At 32.0% G+C, this 13130-nt stretch carries 8 protein-coding genes; 1 reads left to right on the forward strand and 7 read right to left on the reverse strand.

Annotated features, from left to right (window positions below):
- The gene (locus V8G56_RS10500) at positions 1-834 is read left to right on the forward strand and encodes a sulfurtransferase (RefSeq protein WP_395438404.1); all 834 of its coding nucleotides are present in this window, start codon (positions 1-3) and stop codon (positions 832-834) included.
- Here V8G56_RS10500 and V8G56_RS10505 read toward each other — a convergent pair whose 3' ends face one another.
- The 7 genes from V8G56_RS10505 to uvrA all read right to left on the reverse strand — a co-directional run bounded on the left by V8G56_RS10505 (position 835) and on the right by uvrA (position 13058).
- A complete protein-coding gene (locus V8G56_RS10505; protein WP_395438405.1) occupies positions 835-1251 on the reverse strand; it encodes a thiol-disulfide oxidoreductase DCC family protein in 417 nt (138 codons plus the stop codon).
- Complete coding sequence (locus V8G56_RS10510) at positions 1248-3413, reverse strand: endonuclease MutS2 (protein WP_395438406.1); 2166 nt, start codon at positions 3411-3413, stop codon at positions 1248-1250. Before V8G56_RS10510 ends, V8G56_RS10505 begins: the two co-directional genes overlap by 4 nt.
- 87 nt (positions 3414-3500) lie before the next feature.
- Positions 3501-3974 (reverse strand): hypothetical protein, encoded by a 474-nt coding sequence (locus V8G56_RS10515; protein ID WP_395438407.1) that lies wholly within the window; start codon positions 3972-3974, stop codon positions 3501-3503.
- 7 nt (positions 3975-3981) lie between these two features.
- Positions 3982-6393, reverse strand: coding sequence for an alpha-ketoacid dehydrogenase subunit alpha/beta (locus tag V8G56_RS10520; RefSeq protein ID WP_395438408.1), 2412 nt, complete (start codon positions 6391-6393; stop codon positions 3982-3984).
- A 172-nt stretch (positions 6394-6565) separates the two neighbouring features.
- Positions 6566-9397 (reverse strand): gluzincin family metallopeptidase, encoded by a 2832-nt coding sequence (locus tag V8G56_RS10525; protein WP_395438409.1) that lies wholly within the window; start codon positions 9395-9397, stop codon positions 6566-6568.
- A gap of 116 nt (positions 9398-9513) precedes the next feature.
- A complete protein-coding gene (locus V8G56_RS10530; protein WP_395438410.1) occupies positions 9514-10203 on the reverse strand; it encodes an LOG family protein in 690 nt (229 codons plus the stop codon).
- Between the two features lie 23 nt (positions 10204-10226).
- Positions 10227-13058: an excinuclease ABC subunit UvrA gene (gene uvrA, locus V8G56_RS10535; protein ID WP_395438411.1), complete on the reverse strand. Its 2832-nt coding sequence runs from the start codon at positions 13056-13058 to the stop codon at positions 10227-10229.
- Positions 13059-13130: the final 72 nt, after the last annotated feature.

The following is a 13130-nucleotide window of genomic DNA, read 5'->3' on the forward strand; positions in this document are numbered from 1 at the left end:
ATGGCAATTATTGTATTTTCCGAACCCATTGTATCAGTTGAATGGCTTCATTCTAATTTAGATGCTGAAAATTTAATTATCCTAGATGCCAGTATTAATAAAGTAGGCGGAGGCGATAATGACTTAAAATCTGAATTACAAATTCCTAAATCGCTTTTCTTTGACTTAAAGGAAGCTTTTAGTGATGTTTCAGCACCATTTCCAACTACTTTTCCATCAGAAAAGCAATTTACATTAGAAGCTCAAAATTTAGGTGTTAATTCAGATAGCGCTATTGTTATTTATGATGATAAAGGCATTTATTCTAGTGCCAGAGCCTGGTGGATCTTTAAAGCCATGGGGCATAATAATGTGGCCGTTTTAAACGGAGGATTGCCTAAATGGATAGACGCTGGTTTTGGATCTGAATTTAAAAGGGAATACAAATTAACTCAAGGTAATTTTATTGCACAGTATAATCCTGAATATATGAAGTTTTTTGATGACGTTAAACAAGCTTCATCTCAGAAATCACATAAAATTATTGATGCACGTTCTGAAGCTAGATTTAAAAGCTTGGAGCCTGAACCAAGAATAGGTTTAAGAAGTGGTACTATACCAAATTCTTTAAATTTACCTTTTGAAGATTTATTAGAAGACTACCAATTAATATCTAAAGATCTGATTGAAACCAAATTTAAGTCTTTAGCAAATAAAGAGGAAGCCATCATTTTCTCATGTGGTTCTGGAATTACCGCTTGTGTATTGGCTTTAGGTGCAGAATTAAGTGGATATAAAAACATCTCTGTTTATGATGGATCCTGGACCGAATGGGGTAGTCTAGTTCCTGAATAATTAATCTAAAAATTTACTTTTTAATTCAGGCGACGGTATCATACATGATTCCTTTTTGCCATACCATTTATATCTGTTTTTTGCAATATAGTCATACACCCAGTTTCTGATAAAAGCTGGAATAATCAAAAATATAGACATTAAATTTATTGGAAAACCTAGTTTTGTCGCAATCTTTAAAGCGGCTGTTGATTTATAAGAAATATCCTTTTCTTCAGAGTAGAGCAGGATAGAATCTATTTTTGTTGTATTAATATTATATTCTTTAATAATTTTTTCGCCTATGCTACTTTGTAGTGCTGCGAAACAAAATTTGTTTTTTTTGTCATGTTTGATAATATACTCAACACTCCAATTACACAAATTGCAAATGCCATCAAACAACACAAGTTGTTTTTGTTCAGGAATATTAATCATTTTTTAGATTCTACAAGTTCCAAAAGGTCTATATTTATATTTGTGGTAAAAATACCATAATTGACAACAGCTTTATTTTTTTCAATTTTATCTATACTTCCTATCGCTCTTCCATCATGCATTCTGACTCGATCTCCAATTTTTAAATTAGGTTTAGGTTTTGGAGTTTCAATAGCTTTTATTTTAGCAGCTTTTTTCTTTTGACGAATAACTTCTACTGTCTTTTCGGCTTCTTGTTTTACTTTTTCTTCTTTTACCTTTATGTCCTTTTTTTGTTTGGTAGACACTTTTTTTCGTTTTGAGTTTTCAATCTGTACAATCTTGAAAAACTCAGACATTAACTCTCTTTTTTGTTTATTTTCAAAAAACTTTTCAGCGATGTCGTTAACTTTCTGACCTAAATAAATCAGGCGCTGATTGGAGTCGTATAATTCTTGATAACTTTCTAATTTCTTTTGAATTTTCGCATTAATTTCTTCCAATTTATCGGCTTCTTGGAGCTTCTTTTTTTCATTTAGCTTCAAAGACTCTCCTGTTTTCTCCAACTTTGAGCGTTCTTTTTGAAGTTTTGCTATGGTAGCATCAAAACGAACTTTGCTACGCTCAATTTTCTTTTTAGCCCTATTTATTAAACTATAAGGAATGCCATTTTTTTGCGCTACTTCAAACGTAAAGGAACTCCCTGCTTGTCCTACCACTAATTTAAATAACGGATCTAAGGTTTTCTCATCAAATAGCATATTGGCATTAACCATATGCGGTAATTCATTTGCCAATATTTTTAAGTTGGAGTAGTGCGTGGTAATGATGCCAAAAGCTTCTCTATGATAAAATTCTTCTAAAAAGGTTTCCGCTAAAGCGCCTCCTAATTCCGGATCACTTCCAGTTCCAAATTCATCAATTAAAAACAAGGTGTTTTTATTGCATTTCTTTAGAAAGTAATTCATTTGTTTGAGTCTATAACTATAGGTGCTCAAATGGTTTTCAATAGATTGATTATCTCCTATATCGCTTAAAATCCTGTCAAAAACAAAAACCTTACTACGTTCATGAACAGGAATTAGTAAGCCACTTTGAATCATTACTTGTAACAGTCCAATAGTTTTAAGAGTGATACTTTTTCCTCCTGCGTTGGGTCCTGAAATGACTATGACGCGCTTTTCTTGTTGAAAATCAATAGTTTGAGGAAAGGTTGTTTTTTTGTTTTTTTGATTACTTAAATATAACAGTGGATGATAGGCATCCCTTAAAACCATACTTCTGTCTTCAGAAATTTCAGGTAAAATGGCATTCATGGATTTGGCATATTTAGCCTTGGCAGCTATGACATCCAATGCGATCAAAAAGGTTTGAGAATCCTCCAATAATTTTGAAAACGGACGTATGTAATTAGTGACTTCTTTTAAAATACGAACGACTTCTTCTTTTTCTTCATATTCTAAATTATTGAGCTCGCGAGTGAACTGTAATGTAGTTTCTGGTTCTATATAAACGATGCTACCGGTTTTACTGCCACCCATTATAGAGCCCTGAACTTTACGTCTGTACATTGCTTTTACTGCTAGAACACGCTTATTATCTACAACAGACTCTCTAATATCGTCTAAATAGTCCAATTGATGGTAACTGTGCAGGGCGGTTGCAAAACTCTGATTGATTTTACCTTTTATTTTATTAATTGATTGCCTTAAATCGTATAATAATGAGGAAGCATTGTCTTTGATATCACCAAATCGATCAACAATGGTGTCTACTTTTTCAATGATTGCTTTATTAACTTGAATATTTGAGGCGAATTCATTTAAAACCGGATAATATTCTGTAAATTTTATTATAAATGAAACTATGTCATTGGTGGTTAGTGAAATAGAAACAATTTTTCTTAAGCTGTGAACTTCAAGATAGGTATTTTCAATACGCAATAATTGAAGTTCTTTTGTTATTGCATCAAAACCATGATTAGGTATTCTGTTATTATTGTGAAAAGATGATAGATATTCATTGGTCAATTGTAAAGCAACCAAGAGTTCTTCCTTTGTTTTAAAAGGAGTAATTTGCATTGCTTTTTCATTTCCTAAAGCCGTAATGCAATGTTCACTAACTTGCTCTAAAACCGTATGAAATTCTAAGTCTTGTAAGGTCTTTTCGTGAATATTTATCATTCTTTTATTTGAAACTTGAAATATAGATCGCAAAGTTACATATTAAGTTTGATAAGTTAGAAAAGTAAGATGTTTGGCTTAATTTATTTAATCTAATTCCTCAATGACTGCATTATAATCATATTGTAAATCTTCATGTAATGTGGAAACAATTTTTTTAGCAAGAAGTAATTGTCTTTCATAAATATTGGTAAGTGTCACATTGTTTTTTATTGAAGGACTAAATTCTTTGAGTTTTTGGCAGAAATACAAAAGCAATTCAACTTCTGTTTCTTTTTTTAAAGAGTATCTGGCAAATTTTTTAATCAGTCTTAATATTTTACGAACACTCTTTTTTATGTAGAAATAACTGTCTCTATTAATTATTTCAAATTGTTCATCAACAAAATTCTTTATACTTTGGATATAGTCCTCTTCGTTTTGAGATTCAAATAGCAAATAAGTGAGAAGTTCCTTGTTTTCTTTTTTAAATTTTGATAACCTAAGGCAAAGTTCTGTGAGCTCTTCGTTAGATAGTTCTTTCAACTCTTTTTTTATTGTGACTACCGGAACAGCTTTCAAAATATAATTATCTCAATTTAGGAAAATCAGAAGGATTCGTTTCATGCATGACATTATAAACTGCTTCAAAAACATCTTCAACAGATGGCTTTGAAAAATAGTCGCCGTCAGTGCCATAAGCTGGTCTATGGGCTTTAGCAGTTAATGTTTTAGGTTGACTGTCTAGATACTGATATGCATTTTGCGTATTCAAAATTTCATTTAAAATATAGGCCGAAGCTCCACCCGGGACATCTTCATCAATAATCATAACACGATTGGTCTTGGCTATACTTTTAGCTATATCATGATTAATGTCAAAAGGAAGTAAAGATTGTACATCTATAATTTCAACTTCAATATCTACTGATTGTAATTCTTTGGCTGCTTGTTCAACAATACGTATAGTAGAACCATACGAAACCAAGGTTATATCGTTTCCATGCTTTACTGTTTCTACAACACCTATAGGTGTTTTGAATTGTCCAATATTATTTGGTAATTTTTCTTTTAACCTGTATCCGTTTAGGCACTCAATTACTAATGCAGGTTCATCTCCTTCTAAAAGAGTATTGTAAAATCCAGCGGCTTTGGTCATATTTCTCGGAACCAGAACATGAATACCTCTCACTAAATTTAAAATACCCCCTAATTGAGAACCTGAATGCCAAATTCCTTCTAACCTATGTCCGCGAGTTCTAATAATTAAGGGTGCTTTTTGGCGACCTTTGGTTCTGTAATGCAAAGTAGCTAAATCATCACTGATTATTTGCAAGGCATACATGAGATAGTCTAAATATTGAATTTCTGCAATGGGCCTTAAACCGCGCATGGCCATTCCAATGCCTTGTCCTAAAATTGTGGCTTCTCTAATACCAGTATCTGAAACTCTGAGTTCCCCGTATTTTTCTTGTAAGCCCTCTAAGCCTTGATTTACATCTCCAATATACCCGGTATCTTCTCCAAAAATTAAAACATCTGGATGCTTGTTGAAAATATAATCAAAATTATCCCGTATAATAATTCTACCATCCACTTGTGCGGCATCATTATCATAATGTGCATGTACCTCATCGATACGAACTACTGATTTATCAGATTCAGAATATAAATGAGAACTGAAGCTAAGTTGAGCTTCATTAAATTTTTTAATGATCCAATGGTTTAGGTTTTGTTTTTCAATCGAATTATCAGAAACAATATGGTGTGAAATGTTTCTGGCTGTCGATAAAATATCTTTTCGTGTGGGTTCCTCGAGTGAAAGTAAACTGCTCTTTGCTTTTAAAATAAATTCAGAACTGTTACTTGTTTTTGCTAATCGAGATAATATAATTGATAATTCTTCCCTTTCTTTTAAAATTGGATCAAGAAAAGCATCCCAGGCTCTTTTTTTACCATCTCTAACCTCCCGTTTTATTACACGTTCTATTTCGGTTAGCATCTCATTTGTTGCAATACCGGTTTCAATCATCCAAGAGCGCATTTTAGAATTGCAATCACGCTCTATTTCCCAATTTAATCGGTTTTTATCTTTATAGCGTTCGTGAGATCCAGAAGTTGAATGACCTTGAGGTTGCGTTAATTCTGTTACATGAATCAATACAGGCACATGTTCTTCACGAGCAATAGAAGCGGCTTCTTGATAAGTTTCAACCAAATTAGCGTAATCCCAGCCTTTAATTCTTAGAATTTCATAACCCTTTTCTTCTTGATTACGTTGAAAACCTTTTAAAATTTCTGATATATTTTCTTTTGAAGTTTGGTGTCTTGCATGCACTGAAATGCCATATTCATCATCCCAAACACTTATTACCATTGGAACCTGTAAAACGCCACCTGCATTGATAGTTTCAAAAAACAACCCTTCACTTGTACTGGCATTTCCAATAGTCCCCCAAGCGACCTCATTACCATTGTTAGAAAAATTTGTGGAATCAATACCTTTTACATTCCTGTAAATTTTTGATGCTTGAGCTAAACCTAGTAAGCGAGGCATTTGTCCTGCAGTAGGAGAGATGTCAGCACTTGAATTATATTGTTTTGTTAAATCTTTCCAATGACCCTTTTCATCCAAACTATGGGTTGTGAAATGCCCACCCATTTGTCTTCCAGCTGACATAGGCTCCTTTTCTAAATCCGTATTGGCATATAATCCAGCGAAAAATTGCTCTATACTTAACTCGCCTAAAGCCATCATAAAAGTTTGATCACGATAGTACCCAGAACGAAAATCACCCTTTCTAAAGGCTTTAGCCATGGCTAATTGCGGGACCTCTTTACCGTCTCCAAAAATTCCGAATTTTGCTTTACCTGTTAAAACTTCACGTCGGCCTAATAAACTACATTCCCGACTGGTGATTGCAATTTTATAATCATTTAAAACTTCTGTTTTAAAGTCATCAAAAGACATGTTATTTTTTAAATCAGGGATTGGTTGCATTTTATTGTGCTTTCACTTTCGGCAAATTTAGGTAAACTTTATGGTTCTCACAATACGAATATTTTTGGATGTTTGAACAATTGTTAATAAAATAATTTTTTATTCAAATTTTATTGATAATTATTTTAATAAAGAGGTGTTATAAAGAAAAAAACGTAATAAATTAACATTCTTAATACCACCGTCTTCTGAATAACCCAAATAATGATTTCGGGTCAACAGTGAATTTAAAGCGGATTTTTTGATCATAATTGGGTTGTCCAATTTCCCATCCAAGGTTTGAATAAATGGGTAAATAAATTTCAAAATAATCAGTTACCAGATTTATCCTAATGCCTGAATCATAAACAAATTTAATAGAGTTGAACTTATTTTTAACCAGCCCCACATCAGAATAAACTAATACATATTTCCATAAAGTGGTACTGGCGTTGAGTGTAGTAATCCATTGGTTAGCAAATGCAGGATTTAATTTGGACTTAAAGCCACCCTCTGCATCAATGTATTGTTGACTAAAAATACCTGTAGATTCCGATCGCCCCAAATAATTGTAATCAAATAAATAATCTGTAGGTCTGTCTAAGGCGAAGCTAAAATAGTCAGAATCTGTATTATTAGTATTTCTTAAAAAAGCACCTGAAAACCAGCGTAAATTTAATTGTCTGTTATTTTCAAATAAACGTCGGTATTCATATTCAAATGATACTTTTGTAAATGTTTTTCCTAATTGAAAATCTGTTAGCCAACTATTATAATTGATTAAATTATCATTCGAATGCACATAACGGATATTAAAAATGTTATAATTTGGTTGATAGGAGTTAGCTATATTGTTGACATCTTCATCTCGTTTCGTATCTAAATATCTAATATTTAATATTTTTCTTTTGTTGGAACGAAAATCATCCTTTTCTCTGAAGAATAAACTTAAATAGGGGGTAATTTGTCTAACAAATAAGTCTGGTGCATAGGCATTATAACCCCCTCTAATTCCGTAATTTAGAGAATACAGACTACTGTTTTCAAAATCGTGAATATTGAAAATATTGCCTCTCCCGGTTAAAGATTGTGATTTAAGAGAAAATTTTGGCTCAAATTGATAGTTAAAGTGTTTTCTTAAAAGAGTTTTGTTATAGACTCTCATCCCTAAAGTTAAACCATCATATATATTATTATATTCAACAATTGGCATAAAAAAGACCTGGTTATAATAAGGGTCTTCTATGTCTTTAAAAATCCTGAATTGCAGTGGTTTGTTATTAAAAAAGAACCCTTTTAATGATTTCCAATTATCTCGAGCATTTATTTCAGGAATTATATTTTCATAGTTAAGAACTAATTTATCAGCATCATTTCTAGGAATTGTAATGGTTTTATCTGCTTTAATATTCTCAATCCAGGTTTTTGAAATTATTGTATCATTGTTTAAAGTATATAGTGAAACAGGTAAATTATTGTCACTTTTGTTTCTAATAGTTATGGTTATAGAATCATTTGATTTAAAAACTTTCTTTATTTTAAAATCTATCTTTTTTCTTGTCGTTAAATAGTCTTTAAAAAACCAATCAATATCTTTTTTGGTATTATTTTTTAAATAGTTTTCAAATGCCTCTGCTTTGATTTGCTTTATTTGATTTTGAGCTAGAAATGATTTTATCGTTGATTCTAAAATATCAGAATTAATAAAATCATCTAGATATTTAAAACCGACACCTGCCTTATACTTATTGGCGATACTTTTGTTGAACTTTAATAAAGAATCCTTTTCCATTAAAAGAGGTTGATCTCTATTTGTTCGTGCCATGAGCATGTAACCAAGATTGTACTTTTCGTTAAAATTAACGTCAGCAGCATGGAAAGAGCGGATTCCCCAAAAGTTGGCAAGCGTACCCAGAAACTTCATATTAGGGTAGTTGATTTCCACATATTTCATTAAAAAATATATCTGTAAACCATCCAAGAGCCATTGTTCTTTTCTTGGATTTACAAGAAGGGTGTTTTCTAAATAACTGTAAAGTGCCACCTTTAACAACTTCAATTCAAATTGAAAACTATCAGGATATGGATGAACAAATTTTGGTAGAAAATTCAATCCATATATAGGATCTTTTGAGTAATCAATATTAGTTAAAAGTAGTTTTTCATGAGGATAATTACCTAGGTTTTCAAAAATAAACTTAGTTATTTTTTCAGTAATTAGGACTTTATCAATAACGGCTAAATTAGGATCTTCTATATCTGAAATTAATGAAAAATCACCTGTTTGAATACTATTGAAAACAGGTAATTTTCTTAAAAATAATTTATTATTAACTCTCTTGTTTCCTTCTAATTTAATTGTTTGATTTTGAATACTTTGAATTACATTACTTACATTTAATTCAGAAGTAATAAAATATCCTTTTGGGATTATAATTTCCAAATCTAAATCAGCTTCAGGTATGTATAGATCATCTAGATCTTTATTGCTATAATATTGCCATTCTCCATTATAAACAGCTGGTGTAATATACCAGTATCTTAGATTTATATCGCCCGTTGGAGTAATTCCATAACCCGTGAATTTATCATTGGGTATTTGAACAAGGTATGAGAGATTAAGTTTATAGGTCTCATTAGGTTTAAGAGGCTTGTTTAATTCAACTTTTATAACATCTATTTTTCCGGGTAATGTTTCAAATGGTAATTCTTCCTGATTTTCTTTAATTGAGGTAATTACTGAAAACCCTCTATCCTCATTTTTAGCAAAATGAAATTCGTTTTTATACTCATCCGCCATTCGAATGGCAAGTGGTGTTTTTTTTGTAGAATAACTGTTATTCCAATTGTTTAAATAAATGGTTTGCAAGGTGTCATTCGAAGAATTCTGATAAATAATGGTTTGAGATATGGCGATTTGTTTTTTTTCAATATTAAATACAGCTCTGAGGTCAATACTATTTTGACCTGACAGGCTAAGGCTAAGTAACCCAATTAGAAAAAAGCTTAATAATCGAAATCTCAATTTATTCTATAAACATTAAAAAGGTTAATTATAGTGATAGTTTGGATTGGTAATATAGTTAAATTTAATTGTTGAAAAATATCTGTATGAGAATGTTCTGCTTAAAAATGATGATACTAAAAATTAGGGCTAAAATCAGATTCTTTATAAAAAGAATCTAAAATATTAATAACCTCATCTTCAGTATCTACCAAATTAATTAATTCTAAATCTTTCTCACTAATATTTCCAAACTCTTTTAAGAGTGTTGCTTTTATCCAGTCTATTAAACCCTTCCAAAATTCTGTTCCCACCAAAATAATGGGAAATTTTTCAATCTTATGAGTTTGAATGAGTGTGATGGCTTCAAATAATTCGTCAAGTGTACCAAATCCTCCCGGCATAACCACAAAACCTTGTGAATATTTCACGAACATGACTTTTCTAACAAAAAAGTAATCAAAATCTAAATTTTTATCACTATCAATGTAAGGATTGTCATGCTGCTCAAAAGGTAATTCAATATTTAAACCAACTGACGTACCGCCGCCCAGATGCGCTCCTTTATTTCCAGCTTCCATGATTCCTGGTCCGCCACCTGTAATGACTCCATAACCAGATTCCACAATTCTTTTGGCTATTTTTTCGGCCAATAAATAATAAATGTTGTCTGGTTTTGTTCTTGCAGATCCGAAAATGGTTACACATGGACCAATTTTACTCATTTTCTCAAAACCACTAACAAATTCTCCCATAATCTTGAAAATAGCCCAGGAATCATTTGTTTTTATTTCATTCCATCCTTTTGGATGTAGTTCTTGTCTCATGTTAAGTAAATTTATAAAACTTGCTAATTTAATTCTTTTTTAAGGAATTGTGCGGTATAGCTTTTTTTATGTTGAACAACTTCTTCAGGAGTGCCTTCAACAATAATTTGTCCACCACCTTTTCCTCCTTCATAACCTATATCAATGATATGATCAACGGTTTTAATAACATCTAAATTGTGTTCGATAATTAGAACCGTATTTCCTTTATCAACCAATTTATTTAATACATGCATCAATACTCTAATATCTTCAAAGTGTAAGCCAGTAGTTGGTTCATCCAAAATATAAAAGGTATTTCCGGTGTCTCGTTTACTAAGTTCAGTTGCCAATTTAATACGTTGTGCTTCACCTCCGGAAAGGGTTGTACTTTGTTGCCCAAGTGTGATATAGCCCAACCCAACATCTTCTATAGTTTTTAGTTTGTTGTTTATTTTAGGAATATGCTCAAAAAAGGTAACAGCTTCACTTATGGTCATATTTAATACGTCACTGATAGATTTTCCTTTATATCTGATTTCTAAAGTTTCTCTGTTAAAACGTTTACCTTGACAGGTTTCACATTCCACGTAGACATCTGGTAAAAAATTCATTTCAATAACACGTAAACCACCACCTTGACATGTTTCACATCGCCCTCCTTTTACGTTAAAACTAAATCTTCCTGCTTTATAACCACGAATCATCGCTTCAGGGATCTTAGCGAATAAACTTCTTATTTCACTAAAAGTACCGGTATAGGTTACCGGATTACTTCGCGGGGTTCTTCCTATTGGTGACTGGTTCACATCAATTACTTTATCAATATGTTTTAAGCCATCAATACTTTTATAAGGCATTGGCTTTTTAACACCATTAAAGTAATAGGCATTTAAAATAGGGTAGAGGGTTTCATTAATTAAAGTGGATTTTCCGCTACCGGAAACACCCGTTACACCAATCATTTTTCCTAATGGAAAGGATACTGATACATTTTTTAAATTATTACCTGTACATCCATTTAAAATTAAAGATTTACCATTGCCTTTTCGTCGCTTTTTTGGAATTTCAATATGTTTTGTACCGTTTAAATAATCTGCGGTTAAAGTGTGGTGTGTTTTTAATTCTTCCGGTGTGCCAATGCTTATAATTTCACCACCATGTTTTCCTGCTTTAGGTCCAATGTCTATCACATAATCGGCGCGTTCAATCATGTCTTTATCATGTTCTACTACAATAACAGAGTTGCCAATGTCTCTTAACGCTATAAGCGAATTGATCAGTTTTTCATTATCACGTTGATGTAACCCAATACTTGGTTCATCTAAAATATAAAGAACACCGACTAATTGAGAACCTATTTGAGTAGCTAATCGAATCCGTTGTGCCTCACCACCGGATAAAGACTTAGAACTCCTGTTAAGTGCTAAATAATCTAATCCCACATCTAATAGAAATTTTAATCGTGTTTTAATTTCTTTAATTATTTCTTCAGCTATCAATAATTGTTTTTCTGATAAATGTTGATTTAAGGTATTAAACCATTCTGCCAGTTCACTAATATCAGTATTAGCTAAATCTGAAATATTTTTATCATTAACTTTAAAATAGAGCGATTCTTTTTTTAATCTGGATCCTTCACATTCCGGACAAATAATTTTATCCATATAATCTTTAGCCCATCTTTTTAATGAAGTAGATTCTGCTGTTTTATATTGATTTTCTATAAAATTTGCAACGCCTTCAAAATCAATTTTGTAATCTCGTGTAACACCTAATGTTTTACTTTCTACGGAAAACTTTTCATTTCCACCATACAAAATCATTTGTTTTGCTTCTTCAGGAATGTCTTTATAGGGGTCACTCAATTTAAAATTAAATCGCTGTGCAATGATTTCAAACTGTTTAAAAATCCAACTGTTCTTTTCAGGGCCATGTGGCACTAAAGCCCCGTTTTTTATAGATATGGTATTATCTGGTATAATTTTATTTTCATTAACTTGGTAGAGCGTACCTATACCGTTACAATTAGGACAAGCGCCTTTTGGAGAATTGAATGAAAAATTATTAGGTTCCGGATTTGGATAAGAAATGCCTGATGACGGACACATTAAATTTCGGCTAAAATACCTGATTTCCTTTGTGTCTTGGTCAATGACCATCAGAACATCTTCTCCATGATACATGGCGGTATTTATAGTTTCTGTTAATCGCTTATCATTATCGGCTGTATCGTCAATAACTAAGCGGTCAATAACAATTTCAATATCATGGTTTTTGTATCTGTCAAGTTTCATGCCTTTGGTTAAATCCATAATTTCACCATCGGTTCTAACCTTTACGAATCCCTGTTTAGCAATTTGTTCAAACAACTCTCTATAATGCCCTTTCCGTGAACGTACAACAGGCGCCAAAATATTGATGCGTTTTCCTTTAAAATCACTAATAATAAGTTCCTTTATTAAGGCATCACTATAACTAACCATCTTTTCCCCGGTATTATAGCTATAGGCATCTGATGCTCTTGCAAATAATAAACGTAAAAAGTCATAAATTTCAGTGATGGTTCCTACAGTGGACCGAGGCGATTTACTAGTGGTTTTTTGTTCAATGGCAATAACAGGTGACAACCCATCGATTTTATCGACATCCGGTCGTTCTAATCCACCTAAAAACTGGCGGGCATAAGCAGAAAAGGTTTCAATGTATCGCCTTTGTCCTTCAGCATAAATAGTGTCAAATGCTAATGAAGATTTGCCACTACCAGATAAACCTGTAATAACTACAAGTTTTTCTCTAGGAATAGAGACATCAATATTTTTAAGGTTATGTACTCTAGCACCTTTAACCTCAATATGTTCTTCAAATTGGCTCATAAATTAGCAAAAGTGCAAAGGTACAATTTTAGTGCAAATTTTTAATTGCCAATACTGTTAGATTTATTATAA

It is taken from the genome of Gaetbulibacter aquiaggeris (assembly GCF_044003965.1).
GTDB classification, from domain to species: domain Bacteria; phylum Bacteroidota; class Bacteroidia; order Flavobacteriales; family Flavobacteriaceae; genus Yeosuana; species Yeosuana aquiaggeris.

Bases quoted from the DNA above. Each gene is read 5' to 3' on its own strand.
- V8G56_RS10500 (WP_395438404.1), top strand. From the start codon at position 1: ATGGCAATTATTGTATTTTCCGAACCCATTGTATCAGTTGAATGGCTT.
- V8G56_RS10505 (WP_395438405.1), bottom strand. From the start codon at position 1,251: ATGATTAATATTCCTGAACAAAAACAACTTGTGTTGTTTGATGGCATT.
- V8G56_RS10510 (WP_395438406.1), bottom strand. From the start codon at position 3,413: ATGATAAATATTCACGAAAAGACCTTACAAGACTTAGAATTTCATACG.
- V8G56_RS10520 (WP_395438408.1), bottom strand. From the start codon at position 6,393: ATGCAACCAATCCCTGATTTAAAAAATAACATGTCTTTTGATGACTTT.
- V8G56_RS10530 (WP_395438410.1), bottom strand. From the start codon at position 10,203: ATGAGACAAGAACTACATCCAAAAGGATGGAATGAAATAAAAACAAAT.
- uvrA (WP_395438411.1), bottom strand. From the start codon at position 13,058: ATGAGCCAATTTGAAGAACATATTGAGGTTAAAGGTGCTAGAGTACAT.